Annotated in this window: 16 protein-coding genes; 7 read left to right on the top strand and 9 right to left on the bottom strand. The window is 67.6% G+C overall.

Translation table 11 applies throughout. From position 1 onward, the window contains the following. The first annotated feature begins 59 nt into the window (after positions 1-59). The 4 genes from ruvX (at position 60) to pyrC (ending at position 3,774) form a co-directional block, all read left to right on the top strand. A complete protein-coding gene (gene ruvX, locus GGR11_RS05065) occupies positions 60-539 on the top strand; it encodes a Holliday junction resolvase RuvX (RefSeq protein WP_183195670.1) in 480 nt (159 codons plus the stop codon). Next, a complete protein-coding gene (locus GGR11_RS05070; RefSeq protein ID WP_183195671.1) occupies positions 536-1,459 on the top strand; it encodes an AEC family transporter in 924 nt (307 codons plus the stop codon). Before ruvX ends, GGR11_RS05070 begins: the two co-directional genes overlap by 4 nt. Positions 1,460-1,522: 63 nt before the next feature. Further along, positions 1,523-2,503 (top strand): aspartate carbamoyltransferase catalytic subunit, encoded by a 981-nt coding sequence (locus tag GGR11_RS05075; RefSeq protein ID WP_183195672.1) that lies wholly within the window; start codon positions 1,523-1,525, stop codon positions 2,501-2,503. Further along, a complete protein-coding gene (gene pyrC / locus GGR11_RS05080; RefSeq protein WP_183195673.1) occupies positions 2,503-3,774 on the top strand; it encodes a dihydroorotase in 1,272 nt (423 codons plus the stop codon). Before GGR11_RS05075 ends, pyrC begins: the two co-directional genes overlap by 1 nt. Positions 3,775-3,879: 105 nt before the next feature. Here pyrC and ubiM read toward each other — a convergent pair whose 3' ends face one another. After that, a complete protein-coding gene (gene ubiM / locus GGR11_RS05085; RefSeq protein ID WP_183195674.1) occupies positions 3,880-5,061 on the bottom strand; it encodes a 5-demethoxyubiquinol-8 5-hydroxylase UbiM in 1,182 nt (393 codons plus the stop codon). 69 nt (positions 5,062-5,130) lie between these two features. Further along, on the bottom strand, positions 5,131-6,063 hold the full coding sequence (locus tag GGR11_RS05090) for a glycerophosphodiester phosphodiesterase family protein (protein ID WP_183195675.1): 933 nt from the start codon (positions 6,061-6,063) through the stop codon (positions 5,131-5,133). A 127-nt stretch (positions 6,064-6,190) separates the two neighbouring features. Between GGR11_RS05090 and plsY the strand changes: the two genes are divergently transcribed. From plsY to topA, 3 genes are all read left to right on the top strand, one after another. Then, complete coding sequence (gene plsY, locus GGR11_RS05095; protein WP_183195676.1) at positions 6,191-6,829, top strand: glycerol-3-phosphate 1-O-acyltransferase PlsY; 639 nt, start codon at positions 6,191-6,193, stop codon at positions 6,827-6,829. Then, positions 6,826-7,896, top strand: a complete 1,071-nt coding sequence (gene dprA, locus GGR11_RS05100; protein WP_183195677.1) for a DNA-processing protein DprA — start codon at positions 6,826-6,828, stop codon at positions 7,894-7,896. Before plsY ends, dprA begins: the two co-directional genes overlap by 4 nt. Positions 7,897-8,064: 168 nt before the next feature. Continuing rightward, positions 8,065-10,689 carry a type I DNA topoisomerase gene (topA, locus tag GGR11_RS05105; RefSeq protein WP_183195678.1) on the top strand — a complete coding sequence of 875 codons (2,625 nt, stop codon included), beginning with the start codon at positions 8,065-8,067 and terminating at the stop codon, positions 10,687-10,689. Positions 10,690-10,838: 149 nt separating this feature from the next. On the opposite strand, the gene GGR11_RS05110 is transcribed toward topA, so the two are convergent. The 7 genes from GGR11_RS05110 to GGR11_RS05140 all read right to left on the bottom strand — a co-directional run bounded on the left by GGR11_RS05110 (position 10,839) and on the right by GGR11_RS05140 (position 22,631). Continuing rightward, positions 10,839-14,048 (bottom strand): discoidin domain-containing protein, encoded by a 3,210-nt coding sequence (locus tag GGR11_RS05110; RefSeq protein ID WP_183195679.1) that lies wholly within the window; start codon positions 14,046-14,048, stop codon positions 10,839-10,841. Positions 14,049-14,066: 18 nt separating this feature from the next. Then, positions 14,067-14,882 (bottom strand): ABC transporter permease subunit, encoded by an 816-nt coding sequence (locus GGR11_RS05115; RefSeq protein ID WP_183195680.1) that lies wholly within the window; start codon positions 14,880-14,882, stop codon positions 14,067-14,069. Then, positions 14,879-15,811 carry a carbohydrate ABC transporter permease gene (locus GGR11_RS05120; protein ID WP_183195681.1) on the bottom strand — a complete coding sequence of 311 codons (933 nt, stop codon included), beginning with the start codon at positions 15,809-15,811 and terminating at the stop codon, positions 14,879-14,881. The genes GGR11_RS05115 and GGR11_RS05120 overlap by 4 nt, the downstream gene beginning before the upstream one ends. Next, positions 15,808-17,046 carry a sugar ABC transporter substrate-binding protein gene (locus GGR11_RS05125; protein ID WP_246331558.1) on the bottom strand — a complete coding sequence of 413 codons (1,239 nt, stop codon included), beginning with the start codon at positions 17,044-17,046 and terminating at the stop codon, positions 15,808-15,810. Before GGR11_RS05125 ends, GGR11_RS05120 begins: the two co-directional genes overlap by 4 nt. Positions 17,047-17,072: 26 nt before the next feature. Further along, positions 17,073-18,542, bottom strand: a complete 1,470-nt coding sequence (locus tag GGR11_RS05130; protein WP_183195683.1) for a glucoamylase family protein — start codon at positions 18,540-18,542, stop codon at positions 17,073-17,075. 77 nt (positions 18,543-18,619) lie between these two features. Next, positions 18,620-21,517 carry a TonB-dependent receptor gene (locus tag GGR11_RS05135; protein WP_183195684.1) on the bottom strand — a complete coding sequence of 966 codons (2,898 nt, stop codon included), beginning with the start codon at positions 21,515-21,517 and terminating at the stop codon, positions 18,620-18,622. A 28-nt stretch (positions 21,518-21,545) separates the two neighbouring features. Then, entirely contained in the window at positions 21,546-22,631 is a 1,086-nt protein-coding gene (locus tag GGR11_RS05140; protein ID WP_246331560.1) for a LacI family DNA-binding transcriptional regulator, read from the bottom strand. Between the last annotated feature and the right edge of the window lie 279 nt (positions 22,632-22,910).

Raw genomic sequence — 22,910 nt, forward strand, 5'->3', positions numbered from 1 at the left:
CCTCGGATTCACAAGGTGACGCCTTTGACTTCCGCAGGATTGCGGCCTACCGCCCGCCCGTGCCCGTCCTCGACCTCCTCGACCTGCCCGCCGCCTGCCCACCCGACACGCCTTGGATGGGGCTGGATCTGGGCGAGAAGACCATTGGAGTGGCGGTGTCGGACGCCACGCGCCTGATCGCCTCGCCGCTGGAGCTGATCCGCAAGTCCAAGTTCACGCTGGAGGCCGAGCAGTTGTTCAAGCTGATGGCCCATCGTAAGGTCTCGGCCCTGGTGATCGGCCTGCCCGCCAATATGGACGGGACCGAGGGGCCGCGCGCCCAGTCCTGCCGCGCCTTCGCCCGAAATCTGGAACGGCTGCGGCCGGTCAACATCGCCTTCTGGGACGAGCGGCTGTCCACCAGCGCGGTCGAGCGGTTCCTGATCGAGGATCTGGACCTGAACCGCAAGCGCCGGGCGCAGGTCGTGGACCGCACCGCCGCCGCCTGGATTCTGCAGGGGGCGCTGGATCGGGTGCGGGATCAGGCGACCTGGGTTTGACGGGGCTGATCGCCGGCGTCCTGCCGGTCTTTCTGATGATCGCCCTGGGCTATGGGCTGCGAAAATCCGGCTTTCTGCCCGACGAGGCGTGGCGGCCGATCGAGAAGCTGTCGATCAACATCTTCTATCCCAGCTTCCTGATCCCCGCGATCTGGCACGCGGACCTGGCCGGCGGCGGGGCGACGGTGGCAGGCGCGGCGGCGGTGGGGGCGACGCTGATCGTGGCGGCGGCGACGTTCGCGGCACGGCCGCTGATCCCGCTGGACGGGCCGGCCTATACCAGCGTGTTCCAGGGGGTGATCCGCTGGAACAGTTTCGTTTTCGTGCCGGTGATCCAGTCGGTCTACGGCTCGGAGGGGACGGCCATGGCGGCCGTCGCCATCGCCTTCATCATTCCAGTGACCAACATCACCTGTGTGGCGGTGCTGGCCAAATGGGGGTCGTTGAAACGCGAGCCCTCGGCCCTGGGCCTGGCCAAGTCGATGATCGCCAACCCGATCCTGCTGGCCTGTCTGATCGGTCTGGCGCTGAACCTGCTGCGGGTCCCCCTGATCCCCGGCCTGTCGGACGCGATGGACCTGCTGGGCGCGGCCGCCCTGCCCCTGGGGCTGATCGTCGCCGGGGCGGGGCTTTCGTTCTCCGAGGTCAAGCGCCGCCAGGGAACCATCGCCGCCGTGACCCTGGTCAAGCTGGGGGTCATGCCGCCGCTGATGTGGTTCATCGCCTGGGCGCTGGGCGGCGACAGTCTGGCCCAGGGGATCGCCCTGATCTGCGGGGCCGCGCCGGGATCGGCCGCCTCCTACATACTGGCGCGCCAGATGGGCGGGGATGCGCCCCTGATCGCCGGGATCATCGCCTCGACCACCGTCGGCAGCGCCGTGGTGATTCCGGTGCTTCTGGCCCTGTTCCACTTCGTTTGATCCGGGGCCCGGCCGGAGCCCGGTCTGGCGTTTGCGGCGACTCCCGCCTATAGGCGCGTCTCGATGACCCAGCCCCAAGACGTCACCGACCAGACCATTCGCGAACGGCTGGTTCCGTTCCCCAAGGCCCATTTCCTGGCCGCCTCGGATCTGAACCCCTTCGTCACCCCGCAACTGCTGGACCTGGGCGACGCCTTCGTCGACTTCAATCGCCAGTCGTCCAAGGCCCTAGACCTGCTGCACGGGCGCACGGTGGTGAACCTGTTCTTCGAGAACTCGACCCGCACCAGTTCCTCATTCGAGATCGCCGCCAAGCGACTAGGCGCCGATGTTGTGACCATGCCGGTCGGCTCGTCCTCGGTGAAGAAGGGCGAGACCCTGATCGATACGGCGGTGACGCTGAATGCGATGAAGCCGGACATTCTGGTCATCCGCCACTCGGCCTCGGGCGCGGCGGAGCTGCTGAGCCAGAAGGTCGGCTGCGCGGTCGTCAACGCCGGGGACGGCCGGCATGAGCACCCGACCCAGGCCCTGCTGGACCTGCTGTCGATGCGCCGCGCCTTCGGCGACGTGACCAGCCTGACGGTCGCCATCTGCGGCGACATCACCCACAGCCGCGTAGCGCGGTCGAACGTCGCCCTGTTGCAGATGATGGGGGCGCGGGTGCGGCTGGTCGGCCCTCCGACCCTGGTGCCCGGCGACGCCGACCGCTGGGGCTGCGAGGTCTTCCACGACATGCGCGAGGGGCTGGCCGGCTGCGACGTGGTGATGATGCTGCGGCTGCAGCTGGAGCGGATGGCCGGCGCCCTGGTGCCCTCGACCCGCGAATATTTCCGCTTCTGGGGCCTGGACCGCGAGAAGCTGGCCTGGGCCAAGCCGGGAGCCAGGGTCATGCACCCCGGGCCGATGAACCGGGGGGTCGAGATCGATTCCGACGTGGCCGACGACCTGGACGTCTCCCTGATCCAGGATCAGGTCGAGATGGGCGTCGCCGCCCGTATGGCCGTGCTGGCCTCCCTGTCGGCCCGTTGGGGGGACAAGTGATGACCACCGTCGCCATCCTCAACGCCCGGCTGCTGGACCCCGCCAGCGACTATGACGGCCCCGGCGGCGTCCTGATCGAGAACGGCCGCATCGTGCGCGTGGTGCACGGCGCGGCTCAGATCGACGCCGATCAGGTGATCGACGCCGACGGCCGCTGCCTAGCGCCCGGCCTGATCGACATCCGGGTCAAGACCGGCGAACCGGGGGCCGAGCCCAAGGAGACGCTGAAGTCCGCCAGCCTGGCCGCTGCGGCCGGGGGTGTGACCACCATCGTCGTCCAGCCCGACACCGATCCCGCCGTGGACGACCCGGCCATGATCGACTTCATCCAGCGGCGCGGGGCGGCCCTGAACCTGGTCAATGTGCGAGCGGCCGGCGCCGCGACCAAGGCCCTGGATGGCCAGCGGATGGCCGAGATCGGCCTGATGGACGAGGCCGGCGCCCTGTATTTCACCGACGGCGACAAGGTCATCGTCAACAGCCGCACCCTGCAGCGGGTGATGAGCTACGCCGCCGCCTTCAACGCCCTGATCGCCTGCCGCCCGTCCGATCCCTGGCTGACGGAAGGCGCCGTCGCCGCCTCCGGCGAACTGGCCACGCGTCTGGGCCTGTCGGGCAGCCCGGCCATCGCCGAGCGCATCGGGCTGGAGCGCGACCTGGCCCTGGTCGAACAGACCGGCGCCCGGTTCCTGGTGGATCAGATCTCGACCGAGGGCGCGCTGGAGACCCTGGCGCGGGCGCGGGCCAAGGGGCTGGAGGTCGCGGTCAGCGTCTCGATCAACCACCTGTGCTTCAATGAGGTGGATATCGGCGACTATCGCACCTTCTACCGGCTGGACCCGCCGCTGCGCTCCGAAGCGGATCGTCAGGCCCTGATCGAGGCGGTGCGCGAGGGGCTGATCGACGTCATCACCTCGGCCCACGCCCCGGCCCCCGCCGAGGACAAGCGCCGTCCCTTCGCCGAGGCCGCGCCGGGCGCCATCGGCCTGGAGACCCTGCTGCCCGCCGCCCTGACCCTGCACCACGAGGACGGGCTGGACCTGCTGGACGTGCTGCGGCCCCTGACCCAGGGACCGGCCTCGCTGCTGGGCCTCGACGCCGGGGTGCTGGCCGAAGGCGCGCCCGCCGACCTGGTCCTGTTCGATCCCGGCGCGCCGGTGATCGTCGATGCGGACAAGTTGCGGTCGAAGTCGAAGAACTCGCCGTTCGACGGGCGACGGCTGCAGGGCAAGGTGATCGGGACCTGGGTGGGCGGCCGGAAGGTTTTCTGACCTTGCTTTCGTCATCCTCCGGCAAGCCGCCCCTTCGCGGCGCAGACCGGGGGACCCAGCGGCGCCGAAGGCGATGCGTCCGCCGCACCATGACGAAAGCTCAGTTCACGCCGTCAGCATCCGCTTCACCACCCGTTTGAACGGCGCCGTCGCCTGGCCGGCGCGCAGGGCGGCGCCGCGCGCCAGACGGGCCGGGGGCGTTTCCTCGGTGAACAGACGGACCAGGGCGTTGGTGCCCTGGTACAGGGGCCAGCTGGCCAGACGGTGCTCGCGCTCATAGCGGGCCAACAGGCGTTCCGCGCCGATGTCCCCGCCGCGCGCCGACTTCAACACCTTGGCCAGCGTGTCTTGTCCGCGCAGACCCAGGTTGAAGCCGTGGGCGGTGACCGGGTGCATGCCCACGGCGGCGTCGCCGATCAGGGCGAACCCCTCGCCGGCGAACCGGCGGCTCCAGGTCGTGGCCAACGGATAGGCGTGGCGCGTGTCGATCAGTTCCAGCCCGGTCAGCCGCCCCTTCAGCCGCCGTTCCATCTCGACCGCAAAGGCCTCGGGCGACAGGCGCATCAGGTCGGCGATGGCGGGGGCGGCCAGGGTGAGAACGACGGAGGAGACGCGTTCCTGCGGGTCCGCGACCGGCAGCAGGGCGACGGTCTGGCGATGGTCGAACCATTCGGTGGCGACATGGCCGTGCGCCTGGTCGTGGCGCATCCGGCAGACCATCATCGACCGGCCCAGCCGGGTCATCTCGACGCCAACGCCCAGTTGGTCGCGCACGCCGGAGAAGCGGGAATCCGCAGCCACGATCAGCCGGGCCCGGAGCGTCGCGCCGTCGTCCAGCACGATCCGGCCGCGCGGGGCGGCGCCCTGGACGGCGCAGCTGGCCACCCGTCGCCCGGCCATCAGGGTCACGCCCGGCTGGCCTTCCACGACTTCGAACAGGGCGCGGCGGATCAGGTGGTTGGGGATCAGGACGCCCAGTCGGTCGGCGCCGCCGGCGTCGAAGGTCAGGGCGAAGGGCGAGCCGCCGTCCAGCACCCGCGCCTCGCGCAGGTCGGAGATATCTTCCGCCGGAACCCGATCCCAGGCGCCCAGGCTCTTCAGCAGGCGGATGGAGTTGTGGGTCAGGGCGATCTCGCGCCCGTCGAAGGCCGGATCGCGTAGAGCATCCTCGTCCTGGCCCTCGATCACGGCGACCGTCAGCCCGGCCCCGGCCAGCGACCGGGTGAAGGCCAGGCCTGCGGGTCCGGCCCCGACCACGGCCACGTCGAACATCAGATCATCGCGCATGCTGAACTCCTGATCTTCCTCCTGCCCTAGCCGGTTCGTCCTCTCCTTGATCGAGCGCAAATCGTCGCGTCAGCGCGGGCGGCGGCAGGCGGCGGCCTTGGAGACTTCTGCGCCCAGCACCGACTGGACCGCCAGAGGGGTGTCGGTGGCGATGACGGTCACGCCCTGGCGGAACAGGTCGCGATATTCGGAGACGTCGCCGTCGGCGGCGTAGCGGTCGTCGCGGCGGCGGCCCTCGGCGCCCAAGGTGCCGAACTGGACCTCGATCCCCGCCTGACGCAGGGCCGACCACAGGGCGGGCCTTTCCTCGCGCGTGCCGGTCCAGGCCAGGATCTGCGACGCGTTCAGCCCGTCCAGATCTTCGACGCCGTCCAGACCGACCGAGATCATCATCTCCGGCGCCAGGGCAGCCACGGCGCGGGCGTCGGCGTCATTATAGGTGATCAGGATCGCCCGGTTGGCGGCGCCCGAGCGGCGTACCTGATCGATCACGGCGCGCGCCAGATCGACCGTGGTCCCGCCGTCGGCCGGCTTCAGATCCAGACTGGCGATGGCGCCGACACGCCCGGCGGCGTCCAGAGCCTCGGCCAGGGTCGGGGGCGCGGCGTCGGTCAGGGCGCCGTTCGAGGCGTTCAGCCGGGCGGCCTTGACCTGGGCCAGTGTCAGGTCGGCGACGCGGCCCTGGCCGGTCGTGGTCCGGTCCATCGTCTCGTCGTGCATCAGGACCAGATGGCCGTCCTTCGTCAGGACGGCGTCCAGTTCGACGATGGCGCCCGGAATGGCGCGGCCCGTCGCCATGATGGCGGCGATGGAGTTCTCGGGCTGGTCCATAGCCGAGACCGCCCGGTGCGCCGAAATGGCCACGCCGCCGTCGCGGACACAGTCGAAATAGGCGGCCAGGGCTGGTCCGCCCATGGGGCTGGGGCTCGCCGGCGAGGCGCCCACGCAAGCCGAGGTGGAAATCAGCAAAATCAGGGCGGCGGCGGTGGGGATTCGGGTCATCAGACTCTCCGGCAGGGCGGGCGGACCTGACCCCGCGTCAATCATCGGGTCAAGAGGTCGGATCGCCCTTGCTCCGCAACGCTTGCCGACGCATTTTGCCGCAGCATTTCGCGGGGAGAGAATCAACGTGCAGGATCTGGTGGGCCCCGCGATCGGGACCTTGGCGCTGGTCGCGCTGGGCGGCTATCTGCTCGGCTCGATTCCGTTCGGCGTGGTGATCACCCGCGCCGCCGGCGCCGGCGACGTGCGCAATATCGGCTCCGGCAATATCGGCGCGACCAATGTGCTGCGCACCGGGCGCAAGGACCTGGCCCTGGCCACCCTGCTGCTGGACGCCGGCAAGGGCGCCGTCGCCCTGCTGATCGCCCGGGCGCTGTTCGACAGCGAGGTCGCGGGCGCCATCGCCGGCGGCGCGGCCTTCCTGGGTCATCTGTTTCCCGTCTGGCTGAAGTTCAAGGGCGGCAAGGGCGTGGCCACCTTCTATGGTCTGCTGCTGGCCGCCGCCTGGCCGCTGGGCCTGATGGCCGGCGCCGTCTGGCTGATCAGCGCCTTCGTCTTCCGCTATTCGTCGCTGGCGGCCCTGATCTCGTCGGCGACCGCGCCCCTGCTGGCCCTGCTGCCGCTCGCCGCCGTCGGCCTGCCGGTGGCGATGCCGATCCTCGCCCTGACCGTCTTCGCCGCCGTGTTGATCTGGGTCCGCCACCACGAGAACATCGCCCGGCTGCTGAAGGGCGAGGAACCGCGTATCGGGGCCAAGAAGGCGTGAGCCTGTCGGCGGACGAGCGGTTCGCCCGGCTGCGGCTCGCCCGCACCGACCGCATCGGTCCCGTCGCCTTTTCCCAGCTGCTGAGCCGCTACGGCGCGGCTGTTCGCGTGCTGGAGGTCCTGCCCGATCTGGTCCGCAAGTCCGGCGCGGCCTCCATTCCGCCGCCCATGGCGCGAATCGAACGCGAATTGGCCGACGGCGAGCGGATCGGCGCCCGGCTGCTGGTGCTGGGCGACGCCGACTATCCCGAGATGCTGGCGGCGCTGGATCCGCCGCCGCCGGTCCTGTGGACCCGGGGTCGGGTCGAACTGCTGAACGCGCCCTGCGTCGCCATCGTCGGCGCTCGCATCGCCTCGGCCGGCGGACAGCGGATCGCGCGCGGCCTGGCGCTGCAACTGGGGCAGGCCGGCCATGTCGTCGTCTCAGGCATGGCGCGCGGCATCGACGCCGCAGCCCACGAAGGCGCCCTGGCGACCGGCACCGTCGCCGTCCTGGGCGGCGGGGTAGACGACATCTATCCGCCCGAACATGCGGACCTCTACGCCCGCCTGGTTGATCAGGGCTGCGTCGTGTCCGAAAGCCCCGTCGGCGCCCGCGCCCAGGCGAGAGACTTCCCCCGGCGCAACCGCATCATCTCCGGCCTGTCGCGCGGCGTCGTGGTGGTCGAGGCCGAGATCAAGTCCGGTTCGCTGATCACCGCCCGGCTGGCGGCCGAACAGGGGCGCGACGTCTTCGCCGTGCCGGGCTCGCCGCTGGACCCGCGCGCCAAGGGCCCCAACGAACTGCTGCGCCAGGGCGCCATCCTGTGCGAGGGGATCGAGGATATCGAGCGCGCCTTCAACACCTTACGCACCCTGCGCGCGCCGCCGTCGAATCCCATGGACTATGGCGAGGTGGACGATGCCTTCCTGGACCGGGTCGCCGCCCTGCTGTCCCCCACGCCGACGCCGCGCGACGAGATCGCCCGCGCCCTGAACGCCCCCATGGGCCAGGTGGCGGCCGCCCTGCTGGAGCTGAGCCTAGCGGGCCGCGCCGAGCTGCTGCCCGGCGGCCTCGCGTCGATATAGTGGCGTCGATAGAGTGAAGTCTCTTCCTGACTCGCGTTCAATCCGTGGTAGTCAGCGGCTGATCCCAATCCCAGATTACGGGCTAGTTTACGGGCGTCCGGCGGCCGGTGCATTGACACATGGCTCCGCTCCAACCACGTTCGCGCCCCTTCCCGAGACCGAACACGCATGAACCTCGTTATCGTCGAGAGCCCCGCAAAGGCCAAGACCATCAATAAATACCTCGGCTCCGGCTATGAGGTTCTGGCGTCGTACGGCCACGTCCGCGACCTGCCGTCGAAGGACGGCTCGGTCCTGCCCGACGACGACTTCTCCATGCACTGGGAGGCCGACGCCAAGGGCGCCAAACGCCTGTCCGAAATCGCCGAGGCCGCCAAGCGCGCCGACCGCGTCATCCTGGCGACCGACCCCGACCGCGAAGGCGAGGCCATCAGCTGGCACGTGCTCGAGGTGCTGAACAAGAAGAAGGTGCTGAAGGATACGCACGTCGAGCGCGTCACCTTCAACGCCATCACCAAGTCCGCCGTCCTGGACGCCATGGCCGCGCCGCGCCAGATCGACATGGAGCTGGTGAACGCCTATCTGGCCCGCCGCGCCCTGGACTATCTGGTCGGTTTCACCCTGTCGCCCGTCCTGTGGCGCAAGCTGCCGGGCGCGCGCTCCGCCGGTCGCGTTCAATCCGTCGCCCTGCGCATCGTCGTCGATCGCGAGATGGAGATCGAGAAGTTCAAGGCGCAGGAATACTGGTCCATCGAGGCCGACCTGAACGCCGACAGCCCGCCCTTCACCGCCCGCCTGGTCAAGCACGCCGGCAAGCGGGTCCAGCGTCTGGACATCAAGGACGAGGCGACCGCCGCCGCTGCGCGCGCGGCCATCGACGCCGGCGACTTCACCATCAACTCGGTCGAGAAGAAGCCCGTCCGCCGCAATCCGGCCCCGCCCTTCACCACCTCCACCCTGCAACAGGAAGCCTCGCGCAAGCTGGGCTTCAGCGCCCAGCGCACCATGCAGGCGGCGCAGAAACTGTATGAGGGCGTGGACGAGACCGGCGGTCTGATCACCTATATGCGGACCGACGGCGTCCAGACCACGCCCGAGGGCATCGCCCAGGCGCGAGAGGTCATCGCCAAGGAATTCGGCCCGGCCTTCGTTCCGCAGGAACCGCGCTATTACAAGACCAAGGCCAAGAATGCTCAGGAAGCGCACGAAGCGATCCGGCCGACCAACATCGCTCGCCATCCCGACAGCCTGCGCCTCGAATCCGATCTTCAGCGGCTCTACGAACTGATCTGGAAGCGGATGGTCGCCTCGCAGATGGAGGCGGCCCGGATGGACCGCACCACGGTGGAGATCGAAACCCCGGACGGCCTGACCGGCCTGCGCGCCACCGGCCAGGTGGTGACCTTCGACGGCTTCCTGGCCGTCTATGAGGAAGGCCGCGACGAAAAGCAGAAGGGCGCCGAAGAGGACGAGGGCGACGACACCAGCCGCCTGCCTGCGCTGAAGGAAGGCGCCAAGGCCAAGGTCGACGCCATCCGCACCGACCAGCATTTCACCGAACCGCCCCCGCGCTATTCGGAAGCCACCCTGGTCAAGAAGCTGGAAGAGCTGGGCATCGGCCGTCCGTCGACCTACGCCTCGACCCTGTCGACCCTGCGCGACCGCGAATACGTTCGCGTCGACAAGAACCGCTTCTATCCCGAGGACAAGGGACGGCTGGTCACGGCCTTCCTGGAACAGTTCTTCGCCAAGTGGGTCGAATACGACTTCACCGCCGCGCTGGAGACGCGTCTGGACGAGGTGTCGGCCGGTCAGCTGGACTGGAAGGTGCTGCTGCGCGAGTTCTGGTCGGACTTCCACGCCGCGACCCAGGCCGCCGGCGAACTACGCACCACGGCCATCCTGGACGCGCTGAACGAGTCGTTGGGCGCCCATATCTTCCCGGCCAAGGAAGACGGGTCGGACCCGCGCGAATGCCCCCTGTGCCATCAGGGCCAGCTCAGCCTGAAGACCAGCCGGTTCGGCGCCTTCATCGGCTGCGCCCGCTATCCCGACTGCAAATACACCCGCCCCGTCGCCAGCCCGTCGGCTGAAGACGGATCAGCCGAAAGCGGCGACCGCGAACTGGGCATGGATCCCGAGACCGGCCAGCCGGTGCAGCTGAAGATCGGTCGTTTCGGCCCCTATGTCGAAATCACGCCGCCGGAGGGTGAAAAGCCCAAACGCTCGTCCCTGCCCAAGGGCTGGTCGCCGGCTTCCCTGACGCTGGACCAGGCGCTGCGCCTCCTGGCCCTGCCGCGCGAGGTCGGGGTCCACCCCGAGGACGGCAAGATGATCACGGCGGGCCTGGGTCGTTACGGACCCTTCGTCCTGCACGCCGGCACCTATGCGAACGTCTCGGACATCGACGAGGTGTTCGAGGTCGGCCTGAACCGCGCCGTCGCCCTGCTGGCCGAGAAGCGCGCCGGTCGTCCCGGTCGCGGCGCCGCCACGGCCCCGCTGAAGGACCTGGGCGTCCACCCGGAGACGGGCGAGCCGATCCACGTCATGGCTGGCCGTTTCGGCCCCTATGTGAAATCGGGCAAGATCAACGCCACCCTGCCCAAGGGAACCGCGCCCGAAGACCTGACCCTGGAAGACGCCCTGCCCCTGTTGGCCGCCAAGGCCGGCGCGGCGCCGAAGAAGAAGGCCCCGGCGAAGAAGGCGGCCGCGCCGAAGAAGGCTGCGGCGAAGAAACCGGCGGCCAAGAAGGCGCCGGCGAAGAAGAGCGCCAAGGCGAAGGCGGAAGACTGACGTCCTTCTCCCCTTGCGGGAGAAGGCGGCCGAGCGAAGCGAGGTCGGATGAGGGGTCGGTTAATGCATGACCGGCCCTTTTCCGTTGGAGATGGGGCAACCCCTCATCCGGCCCTACGGGCCACCTTCTCCCGCAAGGGGAGAAGGGATCAGTTCAGCGTGACCCTTCGCGCCCCCATGGGGATCGCCAGTTCGTCGCCCGACCACTGCGCCGCGCGCCCATCGATCCGGACGGACCCAGGCCGCCCCTCGCCCGCCGGCCACTGCAATACATAGCCGCCCGGCGGCATCGCCTCCCCGCCCAGGGTCAGCACATAGGCCGCCCCCCGTTTGCGATAGGCGTAGGTCAGCGCCCCATAGGTCGTGCGCAGGTCCCGCACCCCCACGCCCTCCTTGGTGTCCAGCCAGGCCTCAGGCACGCCGGCGGCCAGCACAAGGGCGTGGTCGCGGTCCCGTTCGTAGGCGAACAGGTCCAGGGCCGAGCGGATATAGTCGGAACTGATCCAGGCGTGCGGCATGTCGCCGATGAAGCGGGGCTCGCGCTTGTCGCGCCCCACCACCTCGGCCCAGCCGTTCCAGGCCTCGGGCCGGCGGTCAGCCATCAGGAAGTCCAGCACCGCCAGGGCCCGGTCCTTCTGACCCAGCCGCACATAGGCGCCGACCAGCCGCCATTCGTAGGGGGTGTAGTCCTTCCACGTCGTGCGATTGGTCAGCCGGTTCTGGAAGTTTTCCCAATAGCGGTCGAAGGTTCGCGCCATCAGTTCGGGCGGAAGATTATCCTGTTCGCCCGACGGCGACAGGGCGATCGTGGTCGAGGTGGCGTCGAAATCACCCCGGTCGGCGGCGCCCGCGATCCAGTCGATGTCGTGATGCTGGGCCGTCGCGACGATGGAGGCGCGGATGTCGGCGGCGAACTGATCCCGCGCCGCGGCATAGCGGGCGGCGGCTTCGGCGTCGCCCAGGGTCTCGGCGATGAAGACCGCGTCCTTGTAGCCCAGCAGGCCCCAGAAATCGTCCCAGTAGGAATAGGCCGCCTTGTCCGAATAGCCCTCGTGGCTGATCGTCGGCGGCAGCAGGCCATAGAGGTGGCGCTGGTCCGGCGTCTGGAATGCGGCGGTGCGGGTGGAGGCGCGCAGCGCGTCCATATAGGCGACGGCCTTCTGGACTTGGGGCCAGACCTGGCGCAGCAGGGCCTCGTCGCCGGTGTAGCGATAGGTCTCGGCGGCCAGGAAGACGAACTCTCCATGGCTGTCGTTCTCGGGCACCGGATCGGCGCCCCGCGCATCGACGCAGCAAGGGACCTTGCCGTTGTCGAACACATAGGGGGCGTACCAGCGCAGATAGTCGGCGGAGTGCTCGGCCATGCCCAGCCGGTTCAGCCCCTCAGCCATCATGGCCCCGTCGCGGATCCAGGAGCGGTTGTAGCTGCGGGTGCCGGGCTGGAGGATCGGCCCCTGACGCGTCATCAGCATATGGGCCAGGGATGACTTCAGCGCGTCCTCGATCCGCTGGGCGGCGGGCGGCAGGGTCAGGTCCACCCGGTCCAGCTTCTCGCGCCACTCCGCCGCCAGCGCCTGCTCGGCCTGATCCAGCGCGGCGACGCCCTGCCCCGCCTGCGGCTGCGGCGTCTCGCCCGCCAGCGGCGAGAGGAAGCCGAAGGTGCGCGTCTCGCCGGGCTGAAGCGTCACCTCGTACAGCAGGGCGCCGGCCGGCAGGTCCGTGGCGTCGGAGACGGCGACCGGCTCGCCCGCGGGCCGTCGCGCCGTCGGCAAAATCAATGATTGAGGATCGGCCCCTGCATCGAAGCTCGAGGCCGCGACGGCGTCCGGCGCAGTCAGGGCGTGGACCCGGACGTCGTCGTTCAGCGTCAAGCTCGCGCCGTCCCAGGCGATCCGCTCGACCGGCGCCACGCCGCCCGGAATGGCCAGGAACTGCACCGGTCCGTTCACCTGGAACGGCCGCGCCGTCAGGGCCAGGGTCAGGCGACGCGGCCGGTTGGAGGTGTTGGTCAGGTCATAGCGGCCCCACAACCGCGCCCGGTCCGGCGCGCCGTCGGCGAAGCTGGTGATCTTCAGCGTCCAGTCGTCGGCGGTCCAGGTCACGGACGGTATGGGCAGGTCGTCGTCCCTCAGCCCCTGTTCGATCTTGACGTCGGCCCAGGTGATCAGCCGCCCGTTGTCGACCACAAAGGGTTCGATGCTCGGCCCCGCCCGGCGCAGTTCGATGGCGCCGTCCTCGCCGATCAGGCCGCTCTCGCCGCCGCCGTCGACGCCGACCAGGGTCCAGTAGGGCTGTTCCCCGAAGAAGCCGCGTGGATAGAGGCCGCGCCGGTTCTCCTTGGCCACCGCCTCCACGAAGGCCGTGGCGTCCTCGCCAAAGGCCAGGGATTCGACCTCGATCTCGTTCAACGCATAGGTCGTCACCTGCCCCGCGCCCAGCCGCTGGCCGGCGCCGGAGGATCCGACGACGTCGGGCGCCGGAACGGGCCGCAACGGCTCAAGCCGCAGCCAGCGCGCCGTCGCCTCGGGCGTGCGCAGCCAGTCGACGCCGCCGTTTCCGCCCTGAACTGTCGCCAGGTTCCGCCAGTCGCGCCCGTCGGTCGAGGCCGAGATCCGATAGTCCGCCGCCGCCCCCCGCTCGCCCCAGCGCAGGGTCAGGCCGCCGAACTCGCGCTCATAGCCCAGGTCCAGGGTCAGGGCCGACGGTTCGCCCATAGGCGGGGTCCAGGCCGTCTTAGGGTCCAGATCGACGGCGTTGGCGGCGGTCGTCTCCGCCCGTTCGTCTGCGGCGACCGGCTGCGGCGGCACGGCGGGATCGACCGGCAGGGCGCGAAGGCTCAGTTGGTCGATCTCGACCGCCCCCTTGCCGCCCTCGGCCGCGACCACGACAAACTCGACCCGCTCGGCGCGGCGCAGCACCGTCTCGGGGCTCGGGCCCCAGGCCTTGGACACCTGGCGGCGTTTGATCACGAACTTTGTCCAGCCGTCGGGGAAGTCGTAGCGCGCCGTCTGCTTCCACCAGACGTTCTCGGCCGAGGCGTCGGTCAGCTTGACCTCAAAGGTGTTGGCCGGCCCTGCGCCGCGCACCCAGAAGCTGATCTCGTAATTGTCGGGCAGGTCGAACGGCAGCGGACGGCTGAGCACCGCATAGCCCGCCTTGCCATCGAAATCGTAGTCGAGCCGCACCCCCTGCCCATCATGCCCGGCGACGGCGGAAACGACGGCGTGAACATCGGTCGAGGCGCTGGCCTGCCACCGCGAGGCGTCGTCCATGGTGTCGAGAACGCGCGTGTCCTGCGCGACGGCGGGGGCGGCAAAGGCAAGCGTCAGGACCGAGGCGGCGGCCAGGAGGTTACGCATACGAACTCGCAGTTCTGGTCAGCCCTTCACGCTGCCCGCGAGCATGCCGCGGATGTAGTAGCGTTGCAGGGCGAGGAAGAGGATCAGGACGGGCGCGACGGTGACGACGGCGCCCGCCATCATCAGTTCGACATCCTGCACATGTTCGCGAGAGAGCGCCGCCAGTGCAACCGGCAGGGTGTAGTTCGACTGGTCCGTCAGGATGATCAGCGGCCAAAGGAAGTCGTTCCAACTGCCCAGGAAGACGAACAGGCCCAGGGTCACGATGATCGGCTGCAGCGTCGGCAGGACGATGCGGCGGAAGATCTGGCCTTCGCTGGCGCCGTCGATCCGCGCGGCCTCCAGCATCTCGTCGGGAATGCTCAGCGCATACTGGCGCACCAGGAACAGGCCGAAGATCGAGGCCAGCCAGGGCACCAGCGCCCCGGCATAGGTGTTCACCAGCCCCATCCCCTTCAGCATCAGGAACAGCGGCAGGGTGCCGATCTGGGCCGGCACCACCAAGGCGGCGACCAGGAACTGGAACAGCCGCTCGCGCCCGGCGAATTTCAGCTTGGCGAAGGCGTAGCCGGCCGGGACGGTGAAGCTGAGCGCCAGGAGCGTCGCTAAGGTCGCCAGGGCGAAACTGTTCCACAGATAGCGGCCCATGCCCTGGTTCAGGAACAGGTCCTGATAGTGCTCCAGCGTCCAGCGCGAAGGGACCAGCGGCGGCGGGAAGGTCGCCGCTTCGCCGGTGGGCATGAAGCTGACCGACGCCATCCAGACCAGAGGGAACAGGACGATGAGCGCGATGAGCGCGACGGCGAGATTGAGCAGGATGGAGCGGATTTTCACTGATACGCCCCCACCCGCTTGGCCACCGCCAACTGCACCAGGGTGATAGCCAGGATGCACAGGAACAGCACGAAGGCGACCGCGCTGGCGGAGCCCAGGTTCCACCATTTGAAGCCTTCCTCGTACATGAAGTAGAGCACCGTCACCGTGCTCTGGGCCGGGCCCCCTTGCGTCATCACATAGGGTTCGGCGAACAGCTGGAAGAAGCTGGCGACCGAGATGATCGAGACCAGCAGCATGGTCGGCGCGATGGCCGGCAGAGTGACATGGCGGAACTGTTTCCACGGCCCGGCGCCGTCGATGCGGGCCGCCTCGTACAGGTCGTCCGGCACGGTCTGAAGCACCGCCAGGAAGATCAGCATATTGTAGCCGAAGATCTTCCAGACCACGAACATCAGGATGGCGGGGATCGAGGTCGAGGGCTGGCCGAGCCAGTCCACCGCCGGCAGGCCGATGCTCTCCAGCCCCCAGTTGATGACGCCGTAGCGGGTGTGCAGCAGATAGCGCCACACCACGGCCGTGGCGACCAGGGTTGTGACATAGGGGGCGAAGAACATGACCCGCCAGATCGGCCGCCACTTCACCACCCGCGCGTTCAGGATCACCGCCGCCGCCAGAGAGGCCGCAATGGACAGGGGCACGCCCAGGACGGCGAAGGTCAGGGTGTTCTTCATCGCCCCCCAGAACAGGGGATTGGTCATCAGCCGCTCGTAGTTCTGCAGGCCGACGAAGCGCAGATTGTCCAGGTTCGCCAAGGCGTAGATGTCGAAGTCGGTCAGGCTGAGCAGCAGGGCCGCAATCACCGGAAGGGCGAAGAACAGGCCGATGGCGATCATCGCCGGGGCGACGAAGGCCCAGGCCGCGCGTTCGCGGGCTGCCGGACCACGTGACCGTCTGACGGCAGGTATTGCGGGATCGGCGACGGTCATACGGCCCTGCCTTGTTCCATCATCCAGCGGCGTTTCTCCAGCAGCCGGTCGGCGCGGCGGTCGATCTCGGCGGCCGCAGTCTCGGGCGTATATTCGCCGCGCACCATCCGTTCGGCGACGATCTGCATCTCCGTGACGATCCGCTCCCACTCCGGCACCTTGGGCACGGCCTTGGCCCGCTCCAGCTGGCCCCGGAAGGGCGCCAGCATCGGGTCGCGCTCGACCTGGGCGATGTCCCAGGCGCTTTTCCGCGCCGGCAGGTCGCCGACGATGGTGTTGAACCGGGCCTGGACGGCCGGTTCGGACAGATAGCGGACCAGGGCCCAGGCCGCCTCCTGATGCGGCGAAGACTTGAACACCGCCAGGCTGGAGCCCCCCGGCGCTGAGGCGCCCAGGCCGTTCGGCCCCGGCACCCCGGCCGTGGCCCAGTTCGGCTGGAACGACGCCGGCAGGCGCGAACGGAAATCGCCGACGCTCCACGGGCCGGAGAAATAGAAGCTGAAATAGCCGCGCGCGAACTCGGTCCAGACGTTCGAGATCTGCGCCGAGGACGCCAGGGGCGCCAACCCCTCGGCGAACAAGCTGCGATAGAAGGCCAGGGCCGCGATGAAGCCGGGGTTGGAGAAATTGCCTCGCGTGTTGCGGTCGCGCAGCAGCGGCTCTTCGATCTGAAGCCCGAAAGTCAGCAGTTGTTCGAACTCGTTCAGCGGCAGCAGGATGGCGTAGTTGTCGCCGCCCGCCGCCCGCTTGACCCCGTGCATGGCCCGCTTCCATTCGGCCCAGTCCTGCGGCGGCGCGTCGAAGCCGGCGCGGGCCAGCAGATCCTTGCGATAGAACAGCAGCCGGGTGTCGACGTACCATGGCGTGGTCATGGCCCGGCCGGCGATCTGGTTGGTCTCCAGCACAGCAGGAAACTGGTCGGTCATCAGGTCGGCGGCTTCGGGCGGGGTCGGCGACAGTGCGCCGATGGCGCTCAGCTCCGCGACCCATGTGTTGCCGATCTGGCTGACGTCCGGCAGCGAGGCGCCGGCATAGGCGGTCAGCAGCTTCTCATGAGCCGCCGTCCACGGCAGGGGCTGGACCTCGACCCGGACGCCGGGGTTGCGGCGCTCGAACTCGGGCATCAACTGGCCCACCGTCCCGCCCTCGTTGCCCATGGCCCAGAAGCGCAGCACCGTCTCGCCCTCACGACGCGCCGTACAGGCCGCCGCCGCGCCGCCCGCCAGCAGCGCCAACGCGCCCCGCCTGTGCGGGCCAGGCCTCATGCGGTCAGCCAGCCGCCGGTGAATCCGGCCTTGTCCAGGGCCCGGCGGATGTTGGGTTCGCCGCGCATATAGCGCCAAATGAACTCCGACCGGTGGTTCTCGGTCATGCCGACGATGGGCCCCTGGTCGATGCCCAGATAGTCGTCGGCGACCCAGCCCACGCCGTCAACAATCTTGCCGTGCTGCAAGGGGCCGTCGCGCTGGGTCAGGGTCGGGTTGAAGCTGTCGAGGAAGCCCCACTCGGTATAGATCCCCGCGCCGAACCGGCTCTTCATCGCCTTGATGCAGGGCACGACGATCTCGGGCGCGAAGGCGATGGAGCTGGCCGCCGCCGTGGGTGCGATGGTGCCGTCGTCGCGCTCGCCGGGGCCGCGCGCCGAATAGCTGAAGAAGTCCCGCTCGACCCCGTTGATCGTCTGTTTGAAATCGCCCGGCCCGTCGCAGGCCGTCAGGCCCCAGGTCTCGGAAGAATAGCCGGCCCACTGGCCCGGATTGTCGTGGGCGTATTTCTGCTGGGCATAGACGGCGCGGCGGCTGTTTTCGAAATAGTCCAGATACTCGCCCAGCTGGGCCGTCTGGCCCCGCATCCAGGCGTCCTGGATGCCGCGGAAGTCGACGTACATATGGCTGTACTGATGGCCGAAGATCGGGGCGAAATTCAGGTGCCAGCTGCCCCAGCGATCGGTCCAGCTTTCGTCATAGCTGGCGGCCCATTCGTGCCAGACATTGACCGAGACCGGGTGGGTCGGGCTGCCGATGGCCAGCAGCAGCAGCAGCATCCCCTCGTTATAGACGTGCCAGTCCGACGGGATGAAGCCGCTCTCGGGGTGCCAGCCCATGGTGATCCGGTTGTCGCGCACGACGGCCCAGTCCCATTCGATCCGCTCGTACAGGGCCTGGACCCGGCTGCGGATCTCGACCTCGTCGGGATGGTCGCCGTCGAAATAGCGGGCGGCGAACAACATGCCGGCGATAAGCAGGGCCGTGTCCACCGTCGACAGCTCGTTGGTCCGGTAGCGGTGACCGGTCTCCATATCGAGGAAATGATAGAAGAAGCCCTTGTGCCCCGCCGTGCCGGTCGGCTCCGGCCCCTGGGGCAGGCTGTGGAAATAGCGGATGGTGATCAGGGTGCGTTCGCGCGCCTCGTCCCGTGTCATCCAGCGGCGCTCGACGCCGATGGGCCAGCAGGTCAGGGCGAAGCCCACCGCAGCGATCGAGCAGAAGGACGGGGTGGGCCAGCGGTCGGGCGTCAGGCCTGTGCGCCGGTCCGTGACCTTCTCGAACCAGCGGAAGGTGCGTTCCTGAAGCTCGTTGATCTCGCGGTCCAGCCGCAGGGGTCGGCGTTCGGTCCCGTTGACTGCGCCAGTGACCGCCTGCTGCGCTGCCGCCTGTCCCGCGACGACGCCGCCCACCGCCAGAGCCGCAGCGCCGGCCGTGGTTCGCATCAGGAAGTGTCGACGGTTCATGGGCACGCTCACTGGGTCTGTATCAAGAAGAAGGCCGCCTCCCGCGCAAGCGGAAGGCGGCCCAGGCTCAGGGGGAGTTAGAAGGAGTAGCGCAGACCGACCTGAATGCTCCGCGGGCGGGTGATCAGGTTGGTGGGCTTGCCGAAATCGGCGTTCACTTCCGGGGTGGGCGGAATGAAGGCGTTGTAGCCTCCAAAGTTGCGGTTGTTGAACAGGTTCAGGATATCGAGCTGAAGACCGACCTTCTGGTTGCCAAAGACAGACAGCTCTTTCTCCAACTTCACATCGACGTTGCAGGTGGCGAAGAAGCTGAGGCAGTCGGTATCCGGCTCTCCTTCGCCGCGACGGAAGTTTCTCTCGCTGACCCCGAAGCCACGCGAGAAATCATCGATGTTGTAATAGGCGCCAGAACCCAGCTCAGCGATCGAGGAAATGCGGAAGCCGTATGGCAGATCCTTGATTCCCGACAAGACGATGCGGTGACGTTCCGATCCGGGCTTGCGATAGAAGCCGTAATCAGCAGGGCGACGTGCGTCCAGGCTGAAGAGATCGTTACCGTTCTGGCGGGCGTCAGCCAGCGTGTAGGCCAGGTTCACGCCCCATCCAGAGTCGGCCGTGTAGTTTTTGTCGAGTGTGAAGTAGAGCGCCTTGTAACGGGTTTCCAACTCGTCGACGCCTAGAATGATATTGGCGTAACCGAACGAGTTTGCGGTCGCTGTATTACAGCAGCCCCCATCGGCGTTCAGAGTGCCAAAGATATGAGTGAAACCGTTCTGCCCCTTGATGTAGGTCGCGGTGACGCTGGCCTGCCAGTCTTCACCGAGTTTTTGACGGAAGCCGAGGCTGAACTGGTCGGTTGAAGGCGGTTTAGCCTTGTTGGTATGGGCGAAGAGTTCCGGGCGGCCGGTCTGCGCAGAGGCACGCAGCGCCGCAAGGCCTTCAGCGGTGCGATAGCTTTCATTCCACACAACAGTCGGGTTTCCGTCTCTGTCCGGCAACCCGTCGCGGGAGAAGTAGAAGGTGCCGATGGCGTATTGCAGTCGGAAGCTCTCGTCCAACAGGTCATTAAAAATGATCCGGTCGTAATACCGACCATAGCCGCCGAAGATGACCGATCGCTGGTCCTCGAAAATGTCGTAGGAGAAGCCGATACGTGGCTGGAATGCGCTTTTGAACGTCGGGCGGTCGCTGCCGTCAGTGATGAAGTCGTCGGCATTGTACTGACCGGCCGCAGCGTTGGCTCGAAGGGCATTAGCCGCATTCGTCGGCGTGACGTACTTGTTGTTGTTCATGTTGGTTTCGTAATCCCAGCGCAGGCCGAGATTCAGTTCCAACTTGGGCGTCAACTGCCAGTCATCCTGGATGTAGGCGCCGAAAATCTTGTTGCTGCCCTCGATATTCGGGTCACCCAGACCGAGACGCGCCTGCTGTGGGTAGCTGAAGGTCGGATCTATGTCGCTCTGGTAGGTGAACTGGGGTGCAGTAAAGAATAGCTTGCGGAAGATGTAGTCCTGATCGCTATATTTCACGCCCATCTTGACGGTGTGGTTGTTCAGACCTGTCAGCGTCAGATCGTTGCGAAGGGTGAACCCTTTCTGTTGGATGTATTGCGATGAGTTCTTCCCACCGATCGTGATGATACCCTGATACTCTTCAGTCGGCTGACCAGGAGACAACGACGTCGGGTTGAAGACGCTGTCTAGGTAGCTGATCGAGGCTTCGTTCAGGAAGTTCGAGCCGCGATAAGTATGGCGCAGATTGTATTCGTCGGTCGTACCGACCTTATTTTCAGCGGCCGTGTAGGCCGTGGTGCCGCCGAAGCCGGAAATGTCGGTTTCGCGCCGACGGCTGTAGCTCAGGTCGAAGACCTGCAGATCATCGGGCGAGAAGCTCAGCTTGCCGAAGTAGGTGTCCTGCCGGAACGGGCTGACGAAGTTGCCTTCGTACTGGCCAAACCGAGCAAGATTGGCGGCGGAGCGATTGCCCAAGGTCACGGAACTGGCACGGTCTTGATCGTTACCTTCGTAGGCGACGAAGAAGTGCAGGCGGTCTTGGATGATCGGGCCGCCCAGCGCAGCGCCATACTGTTGACGCTTGTACTCCGGCTTCGACCGCCCAGCCCGCTCGTCGAAATAGTTGTCTTCGATCATGCTTCGGTCCTGATAGGCGCCGAAGATTTCGCCATGAAACTCGTTGCTGCCCGACCGGGTCACGGCCGTGATGATGGCGGCCGAAGCCTGCTCGTACTCCGCTTTGTAGTTCTGAGTCAGAACTTTGAACTCTTGAACCGCCAGCTGGGCGAACGGATTGCCTCGGCTCGAGTCCTGCCCGGCGACCCCATTGGGAAGGACCTGGCTTTTCAAGCTCGCGCCGTCGATGAAGACGTTCACGCCCGACGCCGTCGAAGCTCCCGACTGGAAGGTCCGGCTGTTCTCGCCATCGTTGTAACGAACGCCCGGAGCCAAGCGAGCGAACGACATGAAGTTACGATCCGTCTGGGGCAGGCTGTTAATCTGAACCTGCGACACATTGGTCGCGACTTCGGACGTCGTCACTTCGGTAAGACGACGACCGACGACCACGATGTCGCCCAGTTCGGCCGCTTCGTTTGACGGTGCGGCCGTCTCTTCGGAGCCCACTTCAAGATCAAGGCGGTTCGTGGCCGCGACTGCGATATTGACCGTGTCTGTGTCGGTCTCTCCGTCAGGCGTCGTGACCGTCACGCGGTAGTTGCCCGCTCTGAGGCCGGAAATCACGTAGGTGCCGTCGGACCGCACAGTCGCTCGAGCGGAGAAACCCGACGCGGTGTCGACAGCGGTCACTACAGCACCCGGCGCAGGCTGGCCCGCTTCAGTCACTGCGCCGCGGAGCGTCGAACTCGATGTCTGCGCCGTCGCCGCGCCGGCGAAGCCTGCGGTGATGGCGAAGGCGGATACGGCGGCCAGGGCCGCGCTACGCGTATTGAACTTGATCATCCTGATGTCCCCTCCTGATAGGTCCGATTCACGACAGCGACGCCGCTGTCTGATCGGGGTTTGACCCGGCGGTTGCGGCCGCCGCGGTGGATTGACGCACGACCAGAACCGGCCGAACGATTTCGCAGGCGGAGTCCAGGTCGGCGTTGGCGCCGGCCTGGACTAGGCCGATGAGGCGTTCGACGCCCCGGCGACCCATTTCCGCAATATTCACTCTGAGCGTGGTCAGCGTCGGCCGGACCAGGGCGGCCAGCGGCACGTCGTCGAAGCCGACCACCGCCACGTCCTCGGGACAGCGCACCCCCGCCTCTTGGAAGGCCAGCAGGGCGCCCAGGGCCATCATGTCATTGGCCGCGAACACCGCGTCCGGGCGCTGGTCCAGCGCCATCAACTGTGTGGCGGCGCGATGCCCGGCGGCCTGGGTGAAATCGCCCTCGACGATGATCGGGTCCTGCCCGGCCAGGGCGCTGGCGTAGCCCTCGGCGCGGATATCGGCTTCCAGGTTGCCGGCGGCGCCCCGGATATGGGCGATGCGGCGACGACCGGTGGCGATCAGATGTTCGACCGCCGCCACGGCGCCCCCGTGGTTGTCCACCGCGATCGCCGGCCGGCCGCCCTCGTCCAGACCGCCGTTCATGACCAGCACCGGAGTCCGGCCCGCCACGTCGGCGGCCAGATTGGCGGCCCGCACATGGGGCGACAGCACGATCATGCCGTCGACCCGGCCCCGCATCGACCGCAGCGCCGCCATGGTCTCTTCGGTGTCGCCGTGGGAGCTGGAGACGATCAGGTGCTTGCCGTGCGCCCGCGCGGCCAAGTCCATGCCGCGGATCAGTTCGGAGAAGAACTCGCCGTACAGGTCCGGCAGGATGACCCCGATGGTGTCCGTCCGGCTGGTGGACAGGCTGCGCGCCCCGACATGGGGGACGTAGTGAAGATGTGCGACCGCATCCAGCACCCGCTGGCGCGTGGTTTCGGTGATGGCGTCCGACCCGTTCAGCACGCGCGACACCGAGGCCACGGACACCTTGGCCCGTTCGGCGACGTCGCGGATCGTGGCGGCCTTGGCGGCGGGCGCACGTCCGTTCACGGCTGATGAGGCGGCGATATCCAAGTGTTTCCCTCTGAGCGTCATCGCGCCAGCCTTCTTGTCGAAGGTCTGTCGATAACCTGATGTAATCGGTTACATGACACAGGAGCAATGTCGGCCGCAAGCGGCGCAATGTCGCTTTGTGTCGATTTCTGGCCCGCCGGCGCCCGCGCCTCGCCTGATGACCACTGGATCGAGCCGGCGTCCGCCCCAAAGGCGCTGAATGAGCGTCAAATGGATTCAGCGGTTGATAACTACTACATATAGTGGCGCGCCTTGATGGATCGCCGTAATCTGGTGGCA

The organism is Brevundimonas mediterranea, from assembly GCF_014196125.1.
Lineage (GTDB): Bacteria > Pseudomonadota > Alphaproteobacteria > Caulobacterales > Caulobacteraceae > Brevundimonas > Brevundimonas mediterranea.

What these genes read in the sequence shown, in the direction of transcription:
- GGR11_RS05075 (WP_183195672.1), top strand. Translation starts at nt 1,523, where the DNA reads ATGACCCAGCCCCAAGACGTCACCGACCAGACCATTCGCGAACGGCTG.
- pyrC (WP_183195673.1), top strand. Translation starts at nt 2,503, where the DNA reads ATGACCACCGTCGCCATCCTCAACGCCCGGCTGCTGGACCCCGCCAGC.
- ubiM (WP_183195674.1), bottom strand. Translation starts at nt 5,061, where the DNA reads ATGCGCGATGATCTGATGTTCGACGTGGCCGTGGTCGGGGCCGGACCC.
- GGR11_RS05090 (WP_183195675.1), bottom strand. Translation starts at nt 6,063, where the DNA reads ATGACCCGAATCCCCACCGCCGCCGCCCTGATTTTGCTGATTTCCACC.
- topA (WP_183195678.1), top strand. Translation starts at nt 8,065, where the DNA reads ATGAACCTCGTTATCGTCGAGAGCCCCGCAAAGGCCAAGACCATCAAT.
- GGR11_RS05110 (WP_183195679.1), bottom strand. Translation starts at nt 14,048, where the DNA reads ATGCGTAACCTCCTGGCCGCCGCCTCGGTCCTGACGCTTGCCTTTGCC.
- GGR11_RS05120 (WP_183195681.1), bottom strand. Translation starts at nt 15,811, where the DNA reads ATGACCGTCGCCGATCCCGCAATACCTGCCGTCAGACGGTCACGTGGT.
- GGR11_RS05130 (WP_183195683.1), bottom strand. Translation starts at nt 18,542, where the DNA reads ATGAACCGTCGACACTTCCTGATGCGAACCACGGCCGGCGCTGCGGCT.
- GGR11_RS05135 (WP_183195684.1), bottom strand. Translation starts at nt 21,517, where the DNA reads ATGATCAAGTTCAATACGCGTAGCGCGGCCCTGGCCGCCGTATCCGCC.